Raw genomic sequence first — 20,939 nt, forward strand, 5'->3', positions numbered from 1 at the left:
CTGGGGAAAGCCATAGACTTCGATGCCAGAACGGCTATTCCATTCGAAGGTGAGCGCCATAATGCACTTGATGACGCCCGTTACCAGGCAAAATACGTTTCAGTTATCTGGCAAAAACTGATCCCGAATCAGGCTGATTTTTAATGTTCAACCCCGGTCGTTGCCCACCAGCTATAGTGGCGGCGACCATGATTAGCGAACGACGCTCATGGCAAGACTTATTCTGCTCACTGAGTGGGCAAAAGAGGAATTCAGTGAACCGGTCCCAACTCCGAGTACGTTAAGTAAATACGCTAAAGCCGGAATGATATTTCCTCTCCCCAAAAAAGTTGGAAGACGCTGGCGAGTGGATCCGCAAGCTCGCTTTGTCGGAATGGTAAACAAGCCGGAGGTGATCGCCACAGATCACCCTGCTTTGAAGAGGATACTGGAAGATGGCGCGCCCGCGAAAATATAAAACCGATGTTCCGGGATTATCTCCGTATTTTGACAAAAGAAATAACAAAGTTTACTGGCGTTACAGGCATCCCATAACAGGCAAAAATCACGGTCTCGGCAGTATTGACCAGAAACTGGCAGAAACTATTGCAGCAGAAGCGAACAGCCGTCTTGCCCGGCAGCAAATGGAACAAATGCTCAGTCTGCAGGAGAAAATTATTAGTGATACCGGCGGTTCATCAACCGTTACCATTTTTCTGAATAATTACAGAAAAATTCAACAGGAAAGATATGAAAACGGCGAGATCAAACTCAACACGCTGAAACAGAAAGCGGCCCCTCTCAGGGTATTTGATGAACGTTTTGGCACCAGACCGTTAGATGCCATAACCGTAAAAGATGTGGTATCAGTACTGGAAGAGTACAAGGCCAGAGGACATAACAGAATGGGACAAATTTTCAGGAAAGTACTGATCGATGTTTTCCGGGAAGCTCAGCAAACGGGCGATGTCCCGCCAGGCTTTAACCCTGCAGAATCGGCAAAAAAACCGCAGGTGCGGATATCAAGACAGCGACTGACTTTTGATGAGTGGATGATGATTTATAACGCAGCGGAAAAGGATGGTTACTTTTTACAGCGCGGTATGCTGCTGGCACTGATGACAGGCCAGCGCCTTTCAGATATTTGCAAAATGCAATTTTCGGATATCCGGGATGGTTATCTTCATGTCGAACAGCAAAAAACAGGAACCCGGATTGCCATCCCTCTGGCTCTGCGTTGCGATAAATTAAATCTCACCCTGGATGATGTAGTGTCATCCTGCCGCGATTGCGTTCTTAGTCCGTGGCTATTGCACCACCATCACGCGAAAGGGACAGCTAAGCGCGGCGGGATGGTTAAGCCAGCAACATTAACCGTTGCATTTAAAAAAGCCCGGGATTCTGTGGATTACAACTGGCGTGCTAATGGCACCCCACCCTCTTTCCATGAGCAGAGATCTTTATCAGAGCGATTGTTCAGAGAGCAGGGGGTTGATACCAAAATTTTGCTGGGCCATTCGAATCAAAAAATGACCGATATTTACAACGACGCACGCGGTAAGGAATGGAAAAAACTGGTCATTTGATGACCAGTTTTGCAGAGGGGTTTTGCAGAGGTTTTGCAGAGAAAATTAAAAACGATATCCTGCGGAGAACATAAACACCCACGGATCCAGTCGTACCGAGTCTTTTACGGTAGTAACACCAGATTTGTACTTAGCCGTGGTATCGATATCCATGTACCAGACCGACATATTCAGCAACCAGTCACGGTTGATGAGATAATCCAGACCTACTTGCCCCGCCACGCCCCATGAATCCTTCAGACTAAGGTCAGATAAACCAAGACCTTCACCGGTGTCATTGAAGTCATTATTAAAAAAGGTGGTGTAGTTAATACCCGCACCAATGTAAGGACGGAATTTACTGCCTGAATCGCCAAAATACCATTGTGCCATCAGTGTTGGCGGTAAATGGTGGACAGTTGCAATATCCCCGGTAGTGGCTGTGCCAACTTTATGACGAAACGGCGATGCCGCCAGTAATTCCACACCAATGTTGTCGGTCGCCATATAAGTAAACGTCAGGCCCAGTTGAGTGTTATTGGTCACGCTGAATCCACCCAGACTTCCTAACGTACCACCAGCACCTTCTGTTGGACGTACGGTTGCAGAACCTGCACGCATAAAAAATTCGCCGGCTTCATGCGCAAAGGCACTGCCAGAGAGAAGAGTTGCTACTGCCAAAGCCGCCACTGTTAACTTTTTCATATCCGCTCCGTCGTTATGGTTATAAAAACGTGACGAATATACCCACATTGGGGTAACAAATGATCCTACACAGATCACATTACATATGGTAATTCACCCTTTATTGATCTGGATTAATTTAGAAGTTGCATTGAAAATCCTGGTTAATGTGATTTAAATCAATTTTTATATATTTCGCTACGCAAATATTAACTCGCTCGCCACTTGCAGCGGTTTGCCCACGCCTGAAGGCCAGCAATTACCTCCGCTTTACAAAGATATGCTTTTCCATACAAGACCTGATGCTGCCACCCGGGGCTTAACCAGGGTACAATTGCCCGCTAATTAACACCTGCATAAAACTCAAGGAGAGTGCATGTCTATCACGGCGCAGTCCGTATACCGTGACACCGGAAATTTTTTCCGTAATCAATTTATGACCATTCTGTTGGTATCGTTGCTATGTGCGTTTATCACAGTGGTGTTAGGGCATGTTTTCTCACCCAGTGATGCACAGCTTGCGCAGCTCAATGACGGCGTACCCGTTAGCGGCAGTAGTGGGTTGTTCGACCTGGTTCAGAATATGTCACCGGAACAGCAACAAATTTTGCTGCAGGCTTCAGCGGCGTCCACTTTTTCAGGATTAATCGGTAACGCCATTCTCGCCGGGGGCGTAATATTAATTATCCAGCTGGTGTCTGCGGGTCAGAGAGTCAGTGCACTGCGAGCTATTGGTGCCAGTGCGCCGATATTGCCAAAGTTATTTATTCTGATTTTTCTGACTACCCTTTTAGTACAGATTGGCATCATGCTGGTGGTCGTTCCGGGAATTATCATGGCCATTTTACTGGCTCTGGCACCGGTGATGCTGGTACAGGACAAAATGGGCGTTTTTGCCTCGATGCGTAGCAGTATGCGGCTGACATGGGCGAATATACGTCTGGTGGCACCCGCAGTACTGAGCTGGTTGCTGGCAAAAACACTGTTGCTGCTTTTTGCCTCTTCTTTTGCCGCATTAACCCCGGAAATTGGTGCCGTACTGGCGAACACCTTGAGCAACCTGATTTCAGCCGTATTGCTCATCTATCTGTTCCGCCTGTATATGTTGATTCGCCAATAACCTTAAGCATTTGATTACGGAATCGTAAAATGAAGCAGTTTCTTGATTTTTTACCGCTGGTTGTCTTTTTCGCGTTTTACAAGATTTATGACATCTATGCGGCTACTGCGGCGCTCATCGTCGCCACGGCGATTGTGCTTATATATAGCTGGGTTCGCTTTCGTAAGGTTGAGAAGATGGCCCTGATCACTTTTGTTCTGGTGGTCGTCTTCGGTGGCTTAACGCTGTTCTTCCACAATGATGAGTTTATTAAATGGAAGGTTACTGTCATTTATGCCCTGTTTGCGGGTGCCCTGTTAGTCAGCCAATGGGTGATGAAAAAGCCGCTAATTCAGCGGATGCTGGGTAAAGAACTCACCCTGCCGCAATCGGTATGGTCGAAGCTGAATCTGGCCTGGGCTGTTTTCTTTATCCTTTGCGGTCTGGCAAACATCTACATCGCATTCTGGCTGCCGCAAAATATTTGGGTCAACTTTAAAGTCTTTGGCCTGACCGCCCTTACCTTAATCTTCACATTGTTAAGCGGTATCTATATCTACCGCCACATGCCGCAGGAAGATAAATCCTAACCAGACTGCCAGTCCTTCAGGGGCTGGCGCTGTATCTCCTCTGTTCTCCTCAGGAAAATCATAGTAGCATCGCGCCTGTGATTTTCCTTTTAAGTCGGTTTTACCATGTCTACAACACATAACGTCCCTCAGGGCGATCTTGTTTTACGTACTTTAGCCATGCCCGCCGATACCAATGCCAATGGTGACATCTTTGGTGGTTGGTTAATGTCACAAATGGATATTGGCGGCGCTATTCTGGCGAAAGAAATTGCCCACGGTCGTGTAGTGACCGTGCGGGTTGAAGGAATGACTTTCTTACGGCCGGTTGCGGTCGGGGATGTGGTGTGCTGCTATGCACGCTGTGTCCAGAAAGGGACGACATCAGTCAGCATTAATATTGAAGTGTGGGTGAAAAAAGTGGCGTCTGAACCAATCGGGCAACGCTATAAAGCAACAGAAGCATTATTTAAGTATGTCGCGGTTGATCCCGAAGGAAAACCTCGCGCCTTACCCGTTGAGTAATAATCAAAAGCCTCCGATCGGAGGCTTTTGACTTTATGCTTACTGAATTTCGGTAGTGCCGTTAATTTTAAACAGGATATTCACCACAATCCCACTGCCTGGCTTACCCGGCTCATAACGCCATCTGCGCATCGCATTTTTCACCTCACGCTCAAACATGTTTGCAGGCTTGGCTGAGAGGATTTGTACGTTATCCACGCGACCATCTGGCGTGACATCAAATTTAACTTTAACCTGCCCTTCAATGCGCAATGCCTGTGCTCGTGCCGGATACTGCGGCTGATTACGGCTTAATGCGCGTGGTCCTGAAGCCACACTGGTAACCGGCTTGCTGGTTGCAGCCGTTGCCGTACTTGATGTCGGGCGCGCGGGTGTCGTATTTTCAAACGGTGATGCCGGACGCGACTCTACGGGTTTGACATCGCGTTTTGGCTGCTCCACCTTTTTCACCGGCTTCGGTTTTGGCTTAGGTTTCGGCTTCGGCTTTTCAATGACCACCGGAGCTTCTTTTGGCGGTTCAGGGATCGGCTCAGGTTCCGGTTCTGGCTCTACCACCGGCTCCGGTGGTGGCTGAACGGCTTGTGGCGGTTCAAGATCAGCAGGCGCAACCATCGTGACAGAAATCGGCTGCGCAGGCGCAGGTAGTTCAATAACCTGATGTACCGAGGTATAGAGCAGACCCGCCACAACAGCACCATGAATGCAGACCGAAAGTAACGTCGGCCATGGGAAGCGGCGAGGTAAATCAAGGGTCATTGAAGTCATAATCATTTCAGTAGAAAAACCAGGCCCCGATTTTAAATGCAAATAGCAATCATATTCAATAAGGCAAGACGATCAGGATCAGTGAAAATGTCATTTTTGGCGTAATTGACCTTACTTTATGCATGGTCTTAACAAAGACATCATCTTTCCGTTGCAGATCTTCGCCCTTTCAAATAACGTACTTTACAACTTTCCCGAACAAGGAGTTGTGCCCGTGTTGTATGTTATTTACGCTCAAGACAAAGCTGATAGCCTCGAAAAACGCCTTTCCGTTCGTCCGGCACATTTAGCACGTTTACAGTTACTGCATGATGAAGGTCGTTTGTTGACCGCCGGTCCAATGCCAGCGGTAGACAGTAACGATCCAGGGGCTGCGGGATTTACTGGCTCAACCGTTATTGCTGAATTTGAGTCGCTGGAAGCAGCTCAGGCCTGGGCCGATGCTGACCCGTACGTAGCGGCAGGAGTCTATGAACACGTTTCAGTGAAACCATTTAAGAAAGTGTTCTGAATAGAGATTCAATATTTAAGGGCACGGTTTTTGCAACCGTGTTCTTGTTTGGCCTTTCCTTATAGGTCGGTCAGTGCATTCACCACCACAAGCAGATAATAACTTTATCTGTATTTCTTTATATGATGTGAACATATTCAGGAAAATGCCTTTTCCTGACGCAGAGTTGCTCACTCAAAACCTTTGATTACTGCGGATAAAGTCATCTACTATTGTTTAACACATTCACGCGCCGCATGTATGTTCAGAAAATGTGCACGTTGAGATAATTAAACAAAATTGTGGTTACAGAGGTATCAGTGAGTCACTGGACTACATTCAAACAAACAGCAACAAAGTTATGGGTGACCCTACGGCACGACATTCTCGCGCTGGCCGTCTTTTTAAATGGATTGCTTATTTTTAAAACAATCTATGGTATGTCGGTCAATTTGCTTGATATTTTCCATATCAAAGCATTTTCAGAGCTGGATCTCTCCTTGCTGGCAAACGCCCCACTATTTATGCTCGGCGTATTTCTTGTCCTGAACTCCATTGGCTTACTGTTCCGGGCAAAGCTCGCATGGGCAATCAGTATCATTTTGTTGTTGATAGCGCTAATTTACACTCTGCATTTTTATCCCTGGCTGAAATTTAGTATTGGATTTTGCATTTTTACGCTGGTGTTTTTGCTGATACTGCGCAAAGACTTCTCCCACAGTAGCGCAGCAGCCGGGACAATTTTCGCATTTATTAGTTTCACGACGTTACTGTTTTACTCCACTTACGGTGCGCTTTATTTAAGCGAAGGTTTTAATCCGCGAATAGAAAGTTTGATGACCGCGTTCTATTTTTCGATAGAAACCATGTCAACCGTCGGCTATGGCGATATTGTCCCTGTTTCTGAATCAGCACGATTGTTCACTATTTCGGTCATTATTTCCGGCATTACCGTTTTTGCCACATCTATGACCTCAATTTTTGGTCCGCTTATCCGCGGGGGATTCAACAAACTTGTAAAAGGAAACAATCATACAATGCATCGTAAAGATCATTTTATTGTTTGCGGACATTCGATTCTCGCCATCAATACGATTCTGCAACTGAATCAACGCGGACAAAACGTAACGGTTATCAGCAACTTGCCTGAAGATGATATCAAGCAACTTGAGCAACGCTTAGGCGATAACGCCGATGTTATCCCCGGTGACAGTAATGACAGTTCAGTGTTAAAGAAAGCGGGAATCGATCGTTGCCGGGCCATTCTGGCGCTGAGTGATAACGATGCAGATAACGCGTTTGTTGTACTCTCGGCAAAAGATATGAGCAGTGATGTCAAAACAGTTCTCGCCGTCAGTGATAGCAAAAACCTGAATAAGATTAAGATGGTACATCCGGATATCATTCTCTCACCACAACTGTTTGGCAGCGAAATTCTGGCGCGAGTTTTAAATGGTGAAGAGATTAATAATGATATGCTCGTTTCAATGTTGTTGAACTCCGGTCATGGCATTTTCAGCGATAACGATGAACAAGAAACGAAAGCTGACAGTAAAGAGTCGGCGCAAAAATAGAGTTTAAAGACGGAAGAGTAAACTTATTGGGCACCGCAATGGTGCCCAGTACATTTAGATATTGTAGATCGCAAACAATAACGAGTTACGCTGTTTGTTTAGAATGCACTTCCTGATGCTGTGGATACGCATATTTCGGCGCGACTGCCCCTCAAGCCAACGCGATTTACGTCGGCTAGCCTGACGCTGCATGCGCCAGCGCCCCACTTCCGTTCTACTCCGCTTCATGTTAACTACTCTATGCAACAACAGAATGGTCATTATACCCCCGCCCCTGACGCTGACCAGTGCTTTTCCCGCGTTTTTATTTGCCAGATGAATCCATATGCGTAAACTCATAACAATGCGCTTTCAAAAGGATTTCTAATCTATGACAACCGTTTATACGTTGGTGAGTTGGTTGGCCATTCTGGGATACTGGTTGCTCATTGCAGGCGTAACTTTACGCATTCTAATGAAACGACGCGCAGTTCCCTCCGCGATGGCCTGGCTGTTGATTATTTACATTCTGCCGTTAGTCGGAATTATTGCCTATCTTGCCGTTGGCGAGCTCCATTTAGGCAAACGCCGCGCTGAACGCGCCAGAGCGATGTGGCCTTCCACCGCAAAATGGCTTAACGACCTTAAAGCCTGTAAGCATATCTTCGCCGAAGAAAATAGCAGTGTCGCTGCGCCATTATTCAAGCTTTGCGAGCGTCGTCAGGGGATCGCTGGGGTCAAAGGGAATCAGCTACAACTGATGACCGAGTCAGATGATGTGATGCAGGCGTTAATCCGCGACATCCAGCTCGCGCGCCATAATATTGAGATGGTGTTTTATATCTGGCAGCCCGGCGGCATGGCGGACCAGGTGGCTGAATCATTAATGGCCGCTGCACGGCGTGGTATTCATTGCCGATTGATGCTCGACTCCGCCGGGAGTGTGGCTTTTTTCCGCAGCCCGTGGCCCGAGCTAATGCGTAATGCTGGTATTGAAGTTGTCGAAGCCTTAAAGGTCAATCTGATGCGTGTGTTTTTACGCCGTATGGACCTGCGCCAACATCGCAAGATGATCATGATTGATAATTACATCGCGTACACCGGCAGCATGAATATGGTCGACCCTCGCTACTTCAAACAAGATGCGGGCGTAGGGCAATGGATTGATCTGATGGCGCGTATGGAAGGCCCCATCGCCACCGCGATGGGGATTATTTATTCCTGCGACTGGGAGATTGAAACCGGGAAACGTATTCTGCCGCCGCCACCAGATGTCAATATTATGCCGTTTGAGCAGGCCAGCGGTCACACTATTCACACAATTGCTTCTGGCCCCGGCTTTCCGGAAGATCTCATTCACCAGGCATTATTGACTGCTGCTTATTCGGCTCGTGAATATTTGATCATGACAACGCCCTATTTTGTGCCAAGCGATGATTTACTTCATGCGATTTGCACGGCGGCGCAGCGCGGGGTGGATGTCAGTATTATCCTTCCGCGAAAAAATGACTCGATGCTGGTCGGCTGGGCCAGTCGCGCATTCTTTACAGAACTGCTGGCTGCTGGGGTTAAAATTTATCAGTTTGAAGGCGGGTTACTGCATACCAAGAGCGTGCTGGTCGATGGTGAACTAAGTCTGGTTGGCACCGTTAACCTTGATATGCGTAGTCTGTGGCTAAATTTCGAGATTACCCTGGCAATCGACGATAAAGGTTTTGGTGCAGACCTCGCCGCCGTTCAGGACGATTATATTTCGCGTTCTCGTCTGCTCGATGCCCGTTTATGGCTAAAACGTCCATTATGGCAACGTGTCGCCGAGCGACTGTTTTACTTCTTCAGCCCGTTGCTGTAAAACGTCGCCAACAGAGGTTAAACAGGTAGTGACTATGGATATGGATCTAAACAATCGCCTGACTGAAGATGAAACGCTTGAGCAGGCCTACGATATTTTTCTCGAACTGGCTGCCGACAATCTCGATCCAGCTGATGTTCTGCTGTTCAATCTTCAGTTTGAAGAGCGCGGCGGCGCGGAGTTATTCGATCCGGCGGAAGACTGGCAGGAACATGTTGATTTCGATTTGAACCCGGACTTTTTTGCCGAAGTGGTGATTGGTCTGGCGGACAGTGAAGATGGTGAAATCAACGATGTTTTCGCGCGCATTCTGTTATGCCGCGAAAAAGATCACAAACTTTGCCATATCATCTGGCGGGAATAAATAATCGCTTTTGACGTGAATAAGGGCTGACAACTGTCAGCCCTTATTGCTTTTAAAGCGGATCGACTTTCAGGCAAGAAACGGCGTGTCTGAAACTCCCTTCCAGCACAGGACGTGTTTTGGCGCACTCCGGACCGGCAATCGGACAACGGGTACGGAAAACACAACCGGAAGGCGGGTTGATCGGCGACGGTAATTCCCCTTCCAGTAACTGGATGGTTTTGTTCTTCTCCAGATCCGGATCAGGTATGGGGACTGCCGACATCAATGCCCTGGTGTAAGGATGTAGCGGATTGTGGTAGACCTCATCATAGGTCCCCAGTTCTACCGCATGGCCGAGATACATCACCAGCACACGATCGGAAATGTGTTTTACCACGGCCAAGTCGTGAGCGATAAAAATTAATGACAATCCCATCTCACGTTGCAACTGCTGGAGCAGGTTGACCACCTGCGCCTGAATTGACACGTCCAGCGCCGACACCGGCTCATCACAGATAATCAGCTTCGGTTCAAGAATAAGAGCACGAGCAATCCCGATACGCTGGCACTGCCCACCGGAGAACTCATGCGGATAGCGGTTAATCAGGTTAGGCAACAAACCGACTTTCAGCATCATCGCCTTCACGCGCTCGCGAACTTCCTGGCGTGACATTTTCGGATGATAAGTACGCAGTGGTTCAGCGATGATCTCGCCGATGGTCATACGCGGGTTCAGCGATGCCAACGGATCCTGGAAAATCATCTGGATATCACTGCGTACGGCACGCCATTCATCGGGCTTCATGCCCAGCAACTCTTTACCTAACCAGGCAACATGACCGTCGGTCGCTTTAACCAGGCCAATGATGGCGCGAGCAAAGGTGGACTTACCGCATCCCGATTCCCCTACCACACCTAATGTTTCCCCTTCATACAGGCGAAGAGTTACACCATCGACGGCTTTGAGCGTTTTCGGCGGTTGCCAGAACCACTGTTTGCCATCTTTGATTTCAAAGTGCACTTTCAGATCGGCGATTTCGAGGAGGACTTTTCTTCCTTCGGTTACAGCATTCATAACAGTTCCTCCACCGGTTTAAAGCAAGCACGCAGACGGCCAGGCGTAAACTCTTCCAGCGGCGGTGCGCTACTACAAATGTCCATCGCATGCGGACAACGTGGCTGGAACGGGCAACCTTTCGGTAATCGCAGCAGGTTTGGCGGATTACCCGGAATAGTCAACATTGTTTCACCTTCCGCATCGAGACGCGGCACCGCGTTGAGCAAACCGATAGAATAAGGATGTACGGGTTGATAAAAGACATCGCGCGCGTTGCCATATTCCATCGTGCGCCCGGCGTACATTACCAGCACTTTGTCGCAGATCCCCGCTACCACGCCAAGATCGTGGGTAATCATAATGATGGCGGTATTAAATTCCCGCTTCAGTTCATTCAATAGCGTCATGATCTGCGCCTGTACGGTGACGTCCAGCGCAGTAGTGGGTTCATCCGCAATCAGCAGCTTAGGTCGACATAGCAATGCCATCGCAATCATGACTCGCTGACGCATGCCGCCAGAAAATTCGTGCGGGTACATTTTCATGCGTTTACGCGCTTCCGGCATTTTTACCGCATCGAGCATCCGCACCGATTCTTCAAACGCCTCAGCTTTGCTCATGTTCTTATGCAGCATCAGCACTTCCATCAACTGTTCACCGACGCGCATATAGGGATTCAACGAAGTCATTGGGTCCTGAAAAATCATTGAGATTTGTTCAGCTCGCAGTTTATTGAGTTCACGCTCTGGCAAATTGAGGATTTCACGCCCATTGAAGGTTGCCGATCCGCCAATACGTCCGTTGGCAGCCAACAGCCCCATCAACGCAAATGCGGTTTGCGATTTGCCCGAACCAGACTCACCTACGATGCCCAGCGTTTCTCCGGCACGTAGCGAAAAATTCAAATCATTGACCGCCGTGACGTCGCCATCCGGGGTACTAAAGGTGACACGCAAATCTTTCACGTTCAGCAGTGCGTCAGCCTGTTGTTGTGCGAGCGGCACAGTTGCAGTTTCAATTACGCTCATGGCTGCACTCCTTAACGATCTTTCGGGTCGAGGGCATCACGCAAGCCATCGCCGATAAAGTTGAAACAAAACAGCGTCACCACGAGGAGTCCCGCTGGGAACAACAGTAACCATGGAGAAACTTCCATCGAGTTCGCGCCATCACTCAGCAATGCACCCCAGCTGCTTAACGGCTCTTGCGTACCTAATCCCAGGAAGCTAAGGAAAGATTCAAAGAGGATCATGCTGGGCACCAGAAGCGACGCATAGACCACCACCACACCGAGTACGTTCGGCACAATGTGGCGAATAACAATGCCCGGCGTCGATACACCGCCAACTTGTGCCGCCTCAATAAACTCTTTGCGCTTCAGACTCAGGGTTTGCCCACGCACAATACGAGCCATATCCAGCCAGGAAACCATGCCAATCGCCACGAAAATCAGCAGGATGTTTTGACCGAAAAAGGTCACCAGCAAAATGACGAAGAACATGAATGGGAAGGAGTTGAGGATTTCCAGCAGACGCATCATTACCGAATCCACTTTACCGCCCAGATAACCGGAAAGCGAACCATAAAGTGTCCCCACGACCACTGCCACCAGTGCCGCAGCAACACCGACCATGAGTGAGATACGCCCGCCAATCGCAACGCGCACAAGCAGGTCGCGACCGGATGAGTCAGTACCAAAGTAGTGACCGGACTCCATATCCGGGGCGCTGGACATCATCGCCCAGTCAGTATCGTCATAGGCAAACTGCGAAAGCATCGGTGCCAGGATTACAAATAACGCGATCAGCACCAGCACTATCAGACTGGCAACCGCCGCACGGTTATGCATAAAACGTCGACGTGCGTCCTGCCACAAGCTGCGCCCTTCGACCTCCAGCTTTTCACTGAAATTTTCCAGCGTCTCGCTGTTTTTCTTACTTAACATCATCGCGAGCTCCAGTATCAGTAACGGATTTTCGGGTCGATAACCGCATATAGCACATCGACAATGGCATTAAACAAAATGGTTAACGCGCCAACCAGAATGGTCAGACTTAACACTAAGGAATAGTCACGGTTCAATGCGCCATTAACGAACAATTGCCCAATCCCCGGTAAACCATAAATGGTTTCGATGACCATCGAACCGGTAATAATGCCGACAAATGCGGGCCCCATATAGGAGAGCACGGGTAACAGAGCAGGTTTTAATGCGTGGCGTAAAATGATCCGCCGCATAGGTAACCCTTTCGCCCGGGCAGTACGAATAAAGTTGGAGTGTAAAACCTCAATCATAGAACCACGGGTAATACGCGCAATACTGGCGATATAGGCGAGTGATAACGCCACCATTGGCAATATCATGAATTTAAGCGCTCCACCATTCCAGCCACCGCCCGGCAGCCAATGCAAAATGATCGCAAATATCATGACTAATAATGGCGCAACCACAAAACTGGGGATAACAACCCCGGTCATTGCCAGCCCCATCACGGTATAGTCCCATTTGGTGTTTTGCTTTAATGCGGCAATAACGCCAGCACTAACACCCAGTATTACCGCAAGAAAAAATGCTGCGGCTCCCAGTTTGGCAGAAACGGGAAAACTGGATGCAACCAGGTCATTGACCGAATAATCTTTATATTTAAACGATGGACCGAAATCGCCATGCGCCAGTTGTTTCAGGTAGCTGAAATACTGAGTCATGATCGGATCATTAAGATGATATTTCGCTTCGATATTGGCCATCACTTCCGGTGGTAAAGTACGTTCGCCGGTAAAAGGACTGCCCGGAGCGAGGCGCATCATAAAGAACGAAATAGTAATAAGAATAAATAGCGTCGGAATCGCTTCCAGACAGCGACGTAGAATAAATTTTAACATTGCCCTACCTTCTGGCCTGTGCCTTCTGTAATGCGATAAAAATCAGACACCGTGGAGCAGGACACTCCTGCCCCACGTATTGCCATTAGTGCTTCACAATGTACATATTCCGGGTGTAGGTATTATCCAGCGGATCTTTGCCGGTATAGCCACCAACCCACGGTTTCACCAAACGCGCATTCACGTAGTAATAAACAGGAACAATGGCCGAATCCTTATCCAGCTGTTGTTCTGCTTTAGTGTACAGAGCTGTACGCTGCGCCTCGTCAGTCACTTTCAGCGTTTCCGCCATAATGCTGTCAAAGGCCGGGCTCTTATAATGCGCGGTATTCATTGAGCTATTCGACAGCATGGTGTTCAGGAAAGAAGTTGGTTCGTTGTAGTCTGCACACCAGCCTGCACGGGCCACATCAAAAGTGCCCTGGTGACGGGTGTCGAGGAACGTTTTCCACTCCTGGTTAACCAGTTTGACGTTTACACCAATGTTTTTCTTCCACAATGAAGAGGCAGCAATCGCCAGCTTTTTATGCAGATCGGAGGTGTTATACAACAGGTTGATGGTCAACGGTTTGTCTGCGGTATAACCCGCTTCAGCCAGCAGTTTTTTCGCTTCTTCGTTACGTTTTTCCTGGCTCCAGCCAAACCATTCCGGCTGAGTCAATTTTGCGCCATCAGTATATGGTGGAGTGTAACCATAGGCGGGCATGTCGCCCTGCGCTTTCACTTTATTAACAATGATATCGCGGTCCATACCCAATTTCAGTGCGGTACGCACACGCACGTCATTAAATGGCGGTTTCTGGTTGTTAATTTCGTAATAGTAAGTGCACAGGTATGGATCAACGTGAACTTCGTCCGGGATCTCTTTTTTCAGCTTCTGGAACAATTCGATCGGCATGTTGTTATAAGTCATGTCGATTTCACCACTACGGTAGCGGTTGACATCGGTAACTTCAGAAGCAATAGGCAAATAGGTTACCTGGTTAATAACGGTTTTCGCGTTGTTCCAGTAGGTCGGGCTGCGTTCAAGAACGATTCGTTCGTTTACGACCCAATCTTTTAAGGTATAGGCACCGTTGGTGACGATATTACCAGGCTGGGTCCATTTTTCGCCGAATTTCTCGATAGCGGCTTTTGGCACCGGTGAAGTTGATGGGTGAACAAGTAATTTATAGAAGTACGGAACAGGTTCACTTAAGGTGACTTCTAATGTGTGATCATCAATAGCTTTCACGCCCAGATCGGTAATCGGTTTTTTCCCTTCAAGAATTTCATCAATACCGGCGATATGCCCATATTGCAGATAACTGGCATACGGAGAAGCAGTGTTTGGATCAACAGAACGTTGCCAGCTATACACAAAGTCTTGTGCTGTAACTGGCGTGCCATCAGACCATTTCGCATCTTTACGCAAATGGAAGGTCCAGACTTTCGCGTCTTTATTATCCCAGGATTCAGCGACGCCAGGTGCCGGATGACCGTCAAGATCGCTGACCAGTAAGCCTTCAAACAGGTCTCGGCTGATATTAGACTCCGGAACACCTTCAATTTTGTGCGGATCTAATGACTGAACTTCTGAACCATTGTTACGTACCAGCGTTTGTTTTTCCGCCAGTGTGACACCTGCGGGTACATCAGCTGCCAGCGCGACATTCCCTGCCATAAGCGCAGCCAAAACGCCAGCTGCTACTAAACTTCTCTTGGTGATGTTGGTCATTGTTTTTTGGACTCCCTCATTATAATTACTGGTATTAACCAGCATGTGTAATCCCGGATTGGGACCCTGCACAGGCTCGGAGACTTTCTGCTGTCAGGTTACTTTATCGTTACGTATTACTATCACCGACTTTATTTATTCTGGTGATTCAGACGATCACCTTATGTCGATTCGTACTGTGTCTCCCCTGTCGAGACACATTATTCTTTCGCGACGATCTTTAATTGTTAATTATTCTCATTACCAATAAAGAATCGCCTGGCGGTTGCCCGGAAAGTACCAAATGCGGTTCTTACTCGCCAATACATTTTGCAAAATTGTTAAGCAATTCTCTTTTATTGACCGTACCAGAATCTATAGCTTGCATCCATGCCTTAACAAACATCTTTCAATTCAATCAAATAGAGGTTGGTTAAGCATGTCTCTCTTTTCTGATTACAGTTCAAGCAGTGAAATGCACAATAATTTAACAATTGATTATTATTTAGCACTTTCCTCTACCAAAGGCAGTGGAATTACTAATATCATTTCAATTATTCTTCAGCAAGCCCAGGATTATGATGTGGCGAAAATAACATGATGGTGAGGAGAAGCAGTTAAGGAAATCCTTATAACTAACTGTAATTTGAGAAGAATATTTTTACCTATTCCTTTTGCTTTTGATAACTGCGCAGGAACAAAGTAAAAATAATGACGAAGTAAACGGAGCATGGCAGCTCCGTTTCATTTGAAAGGAATTAATTAAGCAGGCCGGGGAAAATCCCCTTAATACCAGTAACGATAAATTCAATCCCCAATGCCATCAGCAATAGCCCCATAATACGCGTAATCACGTTGATGCCGGTCTGGCGTAAAACTCGTACCAGCCACGGTGCCATGCGGAACAATCCCCAGCAACATAAAGCGAACAATGCAATAGCCACAAAGAAACCAAACAGATAACTAATGCTGTGATAACGCGTACCCCAGACGATGGTAGAACTGATCGCCCCTGGCCCCGCCATCAACGGCAACGCCAATGGCACCACACCAATGCTTTCACGTACCGCGGTTTCTGATTTTTCTTGCTTGTTCTGTTTATCCTCACCAAGCTTGCCGCTGATCATCGACATCGCTATTGTCACCACCAGGATGCCACCGGCGATACGGAATGAATCAATTGATATACCAAAAAGTTGTAGAATCGTGTCGCCGAGAAAAAGCGAGATCCACAAGATAATGGCCACAGACAGGTTGGCTGTAAGGTTAGTTTTGTTTCGCGCTGCCGCTGTCTGATAACTGGTCATGCTGATAAAGACGGGAATAATCCCTACCGGGTTGACCAGCGCAAATAACCCGATGAAAAATTTGAAGTAAACGGGAAAATCAAAAAGGGTCTGAATCACGGTTAGCTCCGAAGCAAAAGCCGGATAATGTTAGCCATAAATAAGGTTGAAAAGACGCGCTGACAATACGCCTTTTGACAGCATTTTTCACCTCCTAACTACTTAAAATTGCTATCATTCGTTATTGTTATCTAGTTGTGCAAAACATGCTAATGTAGCCAACAAATCATACTACAATTTATTAACTGTTAGCTATAATGGCGAAAAGCCATGCTGAAAGGTGTCAGCTTTGCAAAATTTTGATTTGGATCACGTAATCAGTACCCAGAAGTGAGTAATCTTGCTTACGCCACCTGGAAGTGACGCATTAGAGATAATAACTCTAATGTTTAAACTCTTTTAGTAAATCACAGTGAGTGTGAGCGCGAGTAAGCTTTTGATTTCCATCGGTTAAGCAAATCATCACCGCACTGACTATACTCTCGTATTCGAGCAGATGATTTACTAAAAAAGTTTAACATTATCAGGAGAGCATTATGGCTGTTACTAATGTCGCTGAACTTAACGCACTCGTAGAGCGTGTAAAAAAAGCCCAGCGTGAATATGCCAGTTTCACTCAAGAGCAAGTAGACAAAATCTTCCGCGCCGCCGCTCTGGCTGCTGCAGATGCTCGAATCCCACTCGCGAAAATGGCCGTTGCCGAATCCGGCATGGGTATCGTCGAAGATAAAGTGATCAAAAACCACTTTGCTTCTGAATATATCTACAACGCTTATAAAGATGAAAAAACCTGTGGTGTTCTGTCTGAAGACGACACTTTTGGTACCATCACTATCGCTGAACCCATCGGTATTATTTGCGGTATCGTTCCGACCACTAACCCGACTTCAACTGCTATCTTCAAATCGCTGATCAGCCTGAAGACCCGTAACGCCATTATCTTCTCCCCGCACCCGCGTGCAAAAGATGCCACCAACAAAGCGGCTGATATCGTTCTACAGGCTGCTATCGCTGCCGGTGCTCCGAAAGATCTGATCGGCTGGATCGATCAACCTTCTGTTGAGCTGTCTAACGCACTGATGCACCACCCAGACATCAACCTGATCCTCGCGACTGGTGGTCCGGGCATGGTTAAAGCCGCATACAGCTCCGGTAAACCAGCTATCGGCGTAGGCGCGGGCAACACTCCGGTTGTTATCGATGAAACTGCTGATATCAAACGTGCAGTTGCATCTGTACTGATGTCCAAAACCTTCGACAACGGTGTAATCTGTGCTTCTGAACAGTCTGTTGTTGTTGTTGACTCTGTTTATGACGCAGTACGTGAACGTTTCGCAACCCACGGCGGCTATCTGTTGCAGGGTAAAGAGCTGAAAGCTGTTCAGGACGTTATCCTGAAAAACGGTGCGCTGAACGCGGCTATCGTTGGTCAGCCAGCCTATAAAATTGCTGAACTGGCAGGCTTCTCTGTACCAGAAAACACCAAGATTCTGATCGGTGAAGTGACCGTTGTTGATGAAAGCGAACCGTTCGCACATGAAAAACTGTCCCCGACTCTGGCAATGTACCGTGCTAAAGATTTCGAAGACGCGGTAGAAAAAGCAGAGAAACTGGTTGCTATGGGCGGTATCGGTCATACCTCTTGCCTGTACACTGACCAGGATAACCAACCGGCTCGCGTTTCTTACTTCGGTCAGAAAATGAAAACGGCTCGTATCCTGATTAACACCCCGGCTTCTCAGGGTGGTATCGGTGACCTGTATAACTTCAAACTCGCACCTTCCCTGACTCTGGGTTGTGGTTCCTGGGGTGGTAACTCCATCTCTGAAAACGTTGGTCCGAAACACCTGATCAACAAGAAAACCGTTGCTAAGCGAGCTGAAAACATGTTGTGGCACAAACTTCCGAAATCTATCTACTTCCGCCGTGGCTCCCTGCCAATCGCGCTGGATGAAGTGATTACTGATGGCCACAAACGTGCGCTCATCGTGACTGACCGCTTCCTGTTCAACAATGGCTATGCTGATCAGATCACTTCCGTATTGAAAGCAGCAGGCGTTGAAACTGAAGTCTTCTTCGAAGTAGAAGCTGACCCGACCCTGAGCATCGTTCGTAAAGGTGCAGAACTGGCAAACTCCTTCAAACCAGACGTGATTATCGCGCTGGGTGGTGGTTCCCCGATGGACGCTGCGAAGATCATGTGGGTTATGTACGAACATCCGGAAACTCACTTCGAAGAACTGGCGCTGCGCTTTATGGATATCCGTAAACGTATCTACAAGTTCCCGAAAATGGGTGTGAAAGCGAAAATGATCGCTGTCACCACCACTTCTGGTACAGGTTCTGAAGTCACTCCGTTTGCGGTTGTAACTGACGACACTACTGGTCAGAAATATCCGCTGGCAGACTATGCACTGACCCCGGATATGGCGATTGTCGACGCCAACCTTGTTATGGACATGCCGAAGTCCCTGTGTGCTTTCGGTGGTCTGGACGCAGTAACTCACGCCATGGAAGCTTATGTTTCTGTACTGGCATCTGAGTTCTCTGATGGTCAGGCTCTGCAGGCACTGAAACTGCTGAAAGAATATCTGCCAGCGTCCTACCACGAAGGGTCTAAAAATCCGGTAGCGCGTGAACGTGTTCACAGTGCAGCAACTATCGCGGGTATCGCGTTTGCGAACGCCTTCCTGGGTGTATGTCACTCAATGGCGCACAAACTGGGTTCCCAGTTCCATATTCCGCACGGTCTGGCAAACGCCCTGCTGATTTGTAACGTTATTCGCTACAACGCGAATGACAACCCGACCAAGCAGACTGCATTCAGCCAGTATGACCGTCCGCAGGCTCGCCGTCGTTATGCTGAAATTGCTGACCACCTGGGTCTGAGCGCACCGGGCGACCGTACTGCAGCTAAGATCGAGAAACTGCTGGCATGGCTGGAAACGCTGAAAGCTGAACTGGGTATTCCGAAATCTATCCGTGAAGCTGGCGTTCAGGAAGCAGACTTCCTGGCGAACGTGGATAAACTGTCTGAAGATGCATTCGATGACCAGTGCACCGGCGCTAACCCGCGTTACCCGCTGATCTCCGAGCTGAAACAGATTCTGCTGGATACCTACTACGGTCGTGATTATGTAGAAGGCGAAACTGCAGCGAAGAAAGAAGCTGCTCCGGCTAAAGCTGAGAAAAAAGCGAAAAAATCCGCTTAATCAGTAGCGCTGTCTGGCAACATAAACGGCCCCTTCTGGGGTAATGCCAGTCAGTTAAGGATCAGTTGACCGCTCCAGTGGCTGTGTAAGAATCCGGAAACGCTCACTCGTTTCCGGATTTTTTTATGCTCATTGGACAGGCCCTTGATTTGATATCCCGTTACGATTCTCTGCGTAACCCACTGACTTCTCTGGGGGATTACCTCGCCCCCGAACTCATCTCTCGTTGCCTTGCCGAATCAGGTACTGTAACGCTACACAAGCGCCGTCTTCCCCTCGAAATGATGGTCTGGTGTATTGTTGGCATGGCGCTTGAGCGTAAAGAACCTCTTCACCAGATTGCGAATCGCCTGGACATCATGCTGCCGGGCAATCGCCCCTTCGTTGCCCCCAGTGCCGTTATTCAGACCCGCCAGCGTCTGGGAATTGAGGCTGTCCGCCGCGTGTTCACGAAAACAGCGCAGCTCTGGCATAACGCCACTCCGCATCCGCACTGGTGCGGCCTGACCCTGCTGGCCATCGATGGTGTGTTCTGGCGCACACCGGATACACCAGAGAACGATGCAGCCTTCCCCCGCCAGACACATGCCGGGAACCCGGCGCTCTACCCGCAGGTCAAAATGGTCTGCCAGATGGAACTGACCAGCCATCTGCTGACGGCTGCAGCCTTCGGCACGATGAAGAACAGCGAAAATGAGCTTGCTGAGCAACTTATAGAACAAACCGGCGATAACACTCTGACGTTAATGGATAAAGGTTATTACTCACCAGGACTGTTAAATGCCTGGAGCCTGGCGGGAGAACACCGCCACTGGATGATCCCTCTCAGAAAGGGAGCGCAATATGAAGAGATTAGAAAACTGGGTAAAGGCGATCATCTGGTGAAGCTGAAAACCAGCCCGCAGGCACGAAAAAAGTGGCCGGGACTGGGAAATGAGGTGACAGCCCGCCTGCTGACCGTGACGCGCAAAGGAAAAGTCTGCCATCTGCTGACGTCGATGACGGACGCCATACGCTTCCCCAGGACGTATACCGGAGCTGATGCGCGATCTTGCAAGTATGGGACAACCAGTGAAATTACCGACAAGAAGGGAAAGGGCCTTCCCGAGAGTGGTAAAGGAGAGGCCCTGGAAATACCCCACAGCCCCGAAAAAGAGCCAGTCAGTTGCTTAACTGACTGGCATTACCCCTTCTGGGGCCGTTTTTTGTTTTCCCAAAACAACTTTTCCATAAACCGGCAGCATTGTCCTTCATCATATTTGCGACGATGTATAACGCCTACACACAGCGATATTGTACTTTACAGGTTACAAGTCAA

22 protein-coding genes and 2 pseudogenes are annotated in these 20,939 nt (G+C 48.2%); 14 read left to right on the top strand and 10 right to left on the bottom strand.

Annotated features, from left to right (window positions below):
- From C4F37_RS19890 to C4F37_RS19900, 3 genes are all read left to right on the top strand, one after another.
- Window positions 1-144: 3'-5' exoribonuclease domain-containing protein (locus C4F37_RS19890; protein ID WP_136139365.1), on the top strand; the 144-nt coding region annotated here is incomplete at its 5' end.
- 64 nt (window positions 145-208) lie between these two features.
- Window positions 209-457, top strand: a complete 249-nt coding sequence (locus tag C4F37_RS19895) for an excisionase (RefSeq protein WP_000113189.1) — start codon at window positions 209-211, stop codon at window positions 455-457.
- On the top strand, window positions 435-1,565 hold the full coding sequence (locus C4F37_RS19900) for a phage integrase Arm DNA-binding domain-containing protein (protein WP_000113674.1): 1,131 nt from the start codon (window positions 435-437) through the stop codon (window positions 1,563-1,565). Before C4F37_RS19895 ends, C4F37_RS19900 begins: the two co-directional genes overlap by 23 nt.
- Window positions 1,566-1,610: 45 nt before the next feature.
- On the opposite strand, the gene ompW is transcribed toward C4F37_RS19900, so the two are convergent.
- Entirely contained in the window at window positions 1,611-2,249 is a 639-nt protein-coding gene (gene ompW, locus C4F37_RS19905) for an outer membrane protein OmpW (RefSeq protein WP_001538662.1), read from the bottom strand.
- Between the two features lie 238 nt (window positions 2,250-2,487).
- Here ompW and C4F37_RS19910 point away from each other — a divergent pair.
- The 4 genes and pseudogenes from C4F37_RS19910 to yciA form a co-directional block, all read left to right on the top strand.
- Window positions 2,488-2,577, top strand: a pseudogene (locus tag C4F37_RS19910) (YkgJ family cysteine cluster protein); the annotation flags it as partial.
- Window positions 2,578-2,604: 27 nt separating this feature from the next.
- On the top strand, window positions 2,605-3,348 hold the full coding sequence (locus C4F37_RS19915) for a YciC family protein (protein WP_001538661.1): 744 nt from the start codon (window positions 2,605-2,607) through the stop codon (window positions 3,346-3,348).
- A gap of 29 nt (window positions 3,349-3,377) precedes the next feature.
- Window positions 3,378-3,917, top strand: a complete 540-nt coding sequence (locus tag C4F37_RS19920) for a septation protein A (protein WP_000808672.1) — start codon at window positions 3,378-3,380, stop codon at window positions 3,915-3,917.
- 105 nt (window positions 3,918-4,022) lie between these two features.
- Window positions 4,023-4,421, top strand: coding sequence for an acyl-CoA thioester hydrolase YciA (yciA, locus tag C4F37_RS19925; RefSeq protein WP_000108160.1), 399 nt, complete (start codon window positions 4,023-4,025; stop codon window positions 4,419-4,421).
- A gap of 39 nt (window positions 4,422-4,460) precedes the next feature.
- Here the strand turns inward: yciA and tonB are convergent, their stop codons facing one another.
- The gene (tonB, locus tag C4F37_RS19930) at window positions 4,461-5,177 is read right to left on the bottom strand and encodes a TonB system transport protein TonB (protein WP_001538660.1); all 717 of its coding nucleotides are present in this window, start codon (window positions 5,175-5,177) and stop codon (window positions 4,461-4,463) included.
- 223 nt (window positions 5,178-5,400) lie between these two features.
- Between tonB and C4F37_RS19935 the strand changes: the two genes are divergently transcribed.
- Window positions 5,401-5,697 (top strand): YciI family protein, encoded by a 297-nt coding sequence (locus tag C4F37_RS19935; RefSeq protein WP_000967595.1) that lies wholly within the window; start codon window positions 5,401-5,403, stop codon window positions 5,695-5,697.
- Window positions 5,698-5,996: 299 nt separating this feature from the next.
- Window positions 5,997-7,250, top strand: coding sequence for a voltage-gated potassium channel protein (gene kch / locus C4F37_RS19940; RefSeq protein WP_001313775.1), 1,254 nt, complete (start codon window positions 5,997-5,999; stop codon window positions 7,248-7,250).
- Between the two features lie 54 nt (window positions 7,251-7,304).
- Here the strand turns inward: kch and C4F37_RS27395 are convergent, their stop codons facing one another.
- Window positions 7,305-7,478 carry a YciY family protein gene (locus C4F37_RS27395; RefSeq protein WP_001309467.1) on the bottom strand — a complete coding sequence of 58 codons (174 nt, stop codon included), beginning with the start codon at window positions 7,476-7,478 and terminating at the stop codon, window positions 7,305-7,307.
- Between the two features lie 142 nt (window positions 7,479-7,620).
- Here C4F37_RS27395 and cls point away from each other — a divergent pair, with 142 nt between their 5' ends.
- Both cls and C4F37_RS19955 read left to right on the top strand, forming a co-directional pair.
- Window positions 7,621-9,081, top strand: coding sequence for a cardiolipin synthase (gene cls / locus C4F37_RS19950; RefSeq protein ID WP_000214516.1), 1,461 nt, complete (start codon window positions 7,621-7,623; stop codon window positions 9,079-9,081).
- 34 nt (window positions 9,082-9,115) lie between these two features.
- Window positions 9,116-9,445 (top strand): HI1450 family dsDNA-mimic protein, encoded by a 330-nt coding sequence (locus C4F37_RS19955; RefSeq protein ID WP_000366959.1) that lies wholly within the window; start codon window positions 9,116-9,118, stop codon window positions 9,443-9,445.
- 52 nt (window positions 9,446-9,497) lie between these two features.
- On the opposite strand, the gene oppF is transcribed toward C4F37_RS19955, so the two are convergent.
- The 5 genes from oppF to oppA form a co-directional block, all read right to left on the bottom strand.
- On the bottom strand, window positions 9,498-10,502 hold the full coding sequence (gene oppF / locus C4F37_RS19960) for a murein tripeptide/oligopeptide ABC transporter ATP-binding protein OppF (RefSeq protein WP_000994905.1): 1,005 nt from the start codon (window positions 10,500-10,502) through the stop codon (window positions 9,498-9,500).
- Window positions 10,499-11,512 carry a murein tripeptide/oligopeptide ABC transporter ATP-binding protein OppD gene (gene oppD, locus C4F37_RS19965; RefSeq protein ID WP_000110950.1) on the bottom strand — a complete coding sequence of 338 codons (1,014 nt, stop codon included), beginning with the start codon at window positions 11,510-11,512 and terminating at the stop codon, window positions 10,499-10,501. Before oppD ends, oppF begins: the two co-directional genes overlap by 4 nt.
- 11 nt (window positions 11,513-11,523) lie before the next feature.
- On the bottom strand, window positions 11,524-12,432 hold the full coding sequence (gene oppC, locus C4F37_RS19970) for an oligopeptide ABC transporter permease OppC (RefSeq protein WP_001538659.1): 909 nt from the start codon (window positions 12,430-12,432) through the stop codon (window positions 11,524-11,526).
- A gap of 14 nt (window positions 12,433-12,446) precedes the next feature.
- The gene (oppB, locus tag C4F37_RS19975; RefSeq protein ID WP_000911112.1) at window positions 12,447-13,367 is read right to left on the bottom strand and encodes an oligopeptide ABC transporter permease OppB; all 921 of its coding nucleotides are present in this window, start codon (window positions 13,365-13,367) and stop codon (window positions 12,447-12,449) included.
- An 85-nt stretch (window positions 13,368-13,452) separates the two neighbouring features.
- Window positions 13,453-15,084 (bottom strand): oligopeptide ABC transporter substrate-binding protein OppA, encoded by a 1,632-nt coding sequence (oppA, locus tag C4F37_RS19980; RefSeq protein ID WP_001297114.1) that lies wholly within the window; start codon window positions 15,082-15,084, stop codon window positions 13,453-13,455.
- A 418-nt stretch (window positions 15,085-15,502) separates the two neighbouring features.
- Between oppA and C4F37_RS27400 the strand changes: the two genes are divergently transcribed.
- Window positions 15,503-15,664, top strand: a complete 162-nt coding sequence (locus C4F37_RS27400) for a hypothetical protein (protein ID WP_000051910.1) — start codon at window positions 15,503-15,505, stop codon at window positions 15,662-15,664.
- A gap of 157 nt (window positions 15,665-15,821) precedes the next feature.
- On the opposite strand, the gene ychE (C4F37_RS19985) is transcribed toward C4F37_RS27400, so the two are convergent.
- Both ychE (C4F37_RS19985) and ychE (C4F37_RS27930) read right to left on the bottom strand, forming a co-directional pair.
- Entirely contained in the window at window positions 15,822-16,469 is a 648-nt protein-coding gene (gene ychE / locus C4F37_RS19985; protein ID WP_000616773.1) for an NAAT family transporter YchE, read from the bottom strand.
- Window positions 16,470-16,499: 30 nt separating this feature from the next.
- Window positions 16,500-16,553, bottom strand: coding sequence for a protein YchT (gene ychE, locus C4F37_RS27930; protein ID WP_211180492.1), 54 nt, complete (start codon window positions 16,551-16,553; stop codon window positions 16,500-16,502).
- A gap of 392 nt (window positions 16,554-16,945) precedes the next feature.
- On the opposite strand from ychE (C4F37_RS27930), the gene adhE reads away from it, so the two are divergent.
- Together adhE and C4F37_RS19995 are read left to right on the top strand one after the other, a co-directional pair.
- Window positions 16,946-19,621 carry a bifunctional acetaldehyde-CoA/alcohol dehydrogenase gene (adhE, locus tag C4F37_RS19990; protein ID WP_000301660.1) on the top strand — a complete coding sequence of 892 codons (2,676 nt, stop codon included), beginning with the start codon at window positions 16,946-16,948 and terminating at the stop codon, window positions 19,619-19,621.
- Window positions 19,622-19,746: 125 nt separating this feature from the next.
- A pseudogene (locus tag C4F37_RS19995) lies at window positions 19,747-20,794 on the top strand (IS4 family transposase).
- Window positions 20,795-20,939 lie beyond the last annotated feature (145 nt).

Source organism: Escherichia sp. R1, assembly GCF_003000935.1.
Taxonomy (GTDB): domain Bacteria; phylum Pseudomonadota; class Gammaproteobacteria; order Enterobacterales; family Enterobacteriaceae; genus Escherichia; species Escherichia coli.

What these genes read in the sequence shown, in the direction of transcription:
- yciA (WP_000108160.1), top strand. Translation starts at nt 4,023, where the DNA reads ATGTCTACAACACATAACGTCCCTCAGGGCGATCTTGTTTTACGTACT.
- adhE (WP_000301660.1), top strand. Translation starts at nt 16,946, where the DNA reads ATGGCTGTTACTAATGTCGCTGAACTTAACGCACTCGTAGAGCGTGTA.
- C4F37_RS27395 (WP_001309467.1), bottom strand. Translation starts at nt 7,478, where the DNA reads ATGAAGCGGAGTAGAACGGAAGTGGGGCGCTGGCGCATGCAGCGTCAG.
- tonB (WP_001538660.1), bottom strand. Translation starts at nt 5,177, where the DNA reads ATGACCCTTGATTTACCTCGCCGCTTCCCATGGCCGACGTTACTTTCG.
- C4F37_RS19915 (WP_001538661.1), top strand. Translation starts at nt 2,605, where the DNA reads ATGTCTATCACGGCGCAGTCCGTATACCGTGACACCGGAAATTTTTTC.
- C4F37_RS19900 (WP_000113674.1), top strand. Translation starts at nt 435, where the DNA reads ATGGCGCGCCCGCGAAAATATAAAACCGATGTTCCGGGATTATCTCCG.
- oppA (WP_001297114.1), bottom strand. Translation starts at nt 15,084, where the DNA reads ATGACCAACATCACCAAGAGAAGTTTAGTAGCAGCTGGCGTTTTGGCT.
- C4F37_RS19920 (WP_000808672.1), top strand. Translation starts at nt 3,378, where the DNA reads ATGAAGCAGTTTCTTGATTTTTTACCGCTGGTTGTCTTTTTCGCGTTT.
- C4F37_RS19955 (WP_000366959.1), top strand. Translation starts at nt 9,116, where the DNA reads ATGGATATGGATCTAAACAATCGCCTGACTGAAGATGAAACGCTTGAG.
- ompW (WP_001538662.1), bottom strand. Translation starts at nt 2,249, where the DNA reads ATGAAAAAGTTAACAGTGGCGGCTTTGGCAGTAGCAACTCTTCTCTCT.
- oppF (WP_000994905.1), bottom strand. Translation starts at nt 10,502, where the DNA reads ATGAATGCTGTAACCGAAGGAAGAAAAGTCCTCCTCGAAATCGCCGAT.
- oppB (WP_000911112.1), bottom strand. Translation starts at nt 13,367, where the DNA reads ATGTTAAAATTTATTCTACGTCGCTGTCTGGAAGCGATTCCGACGCTA.
- oppD (WP_000110950.1), bottom strand. Translation starts at nt 11,512, where the DNA reads ATGAGCGTAATTGAAACTGCAACTGTGCCGCTCGCACAACAACAGGCT.
- oppC (WP_001538659.1), bottom strand. Translation starts at nt 12,432, where the DNA reads ATGATGTTAAGTAAGAAAAACAGCGAGACGCTGGAAAATTTCAGTGAA.
- C4F37_RS19895 (WP_000113189.1), top strand. Translation starts at nt 209, where the DNA reads ATGGCAAGACTTATTCTGCTCACTGAGTGGGCAAAAGAGGAATTCAGT.
- C4F37_RS27400 (WP_000051910.1), top strand. Translation starts at nt 15,503, where the DNA reads ATGTCTCTCTTTTCTGATTACAGTTCAAGCAGTGAAATGCACAATAAT.
- cls (WP_000214516.1), top strand. Translation starts at nt 7,621, where the DNA reads ATGACAACCGTTTATACGTTGGTGAGTTGGTTGGCCATTCTGGGATAC.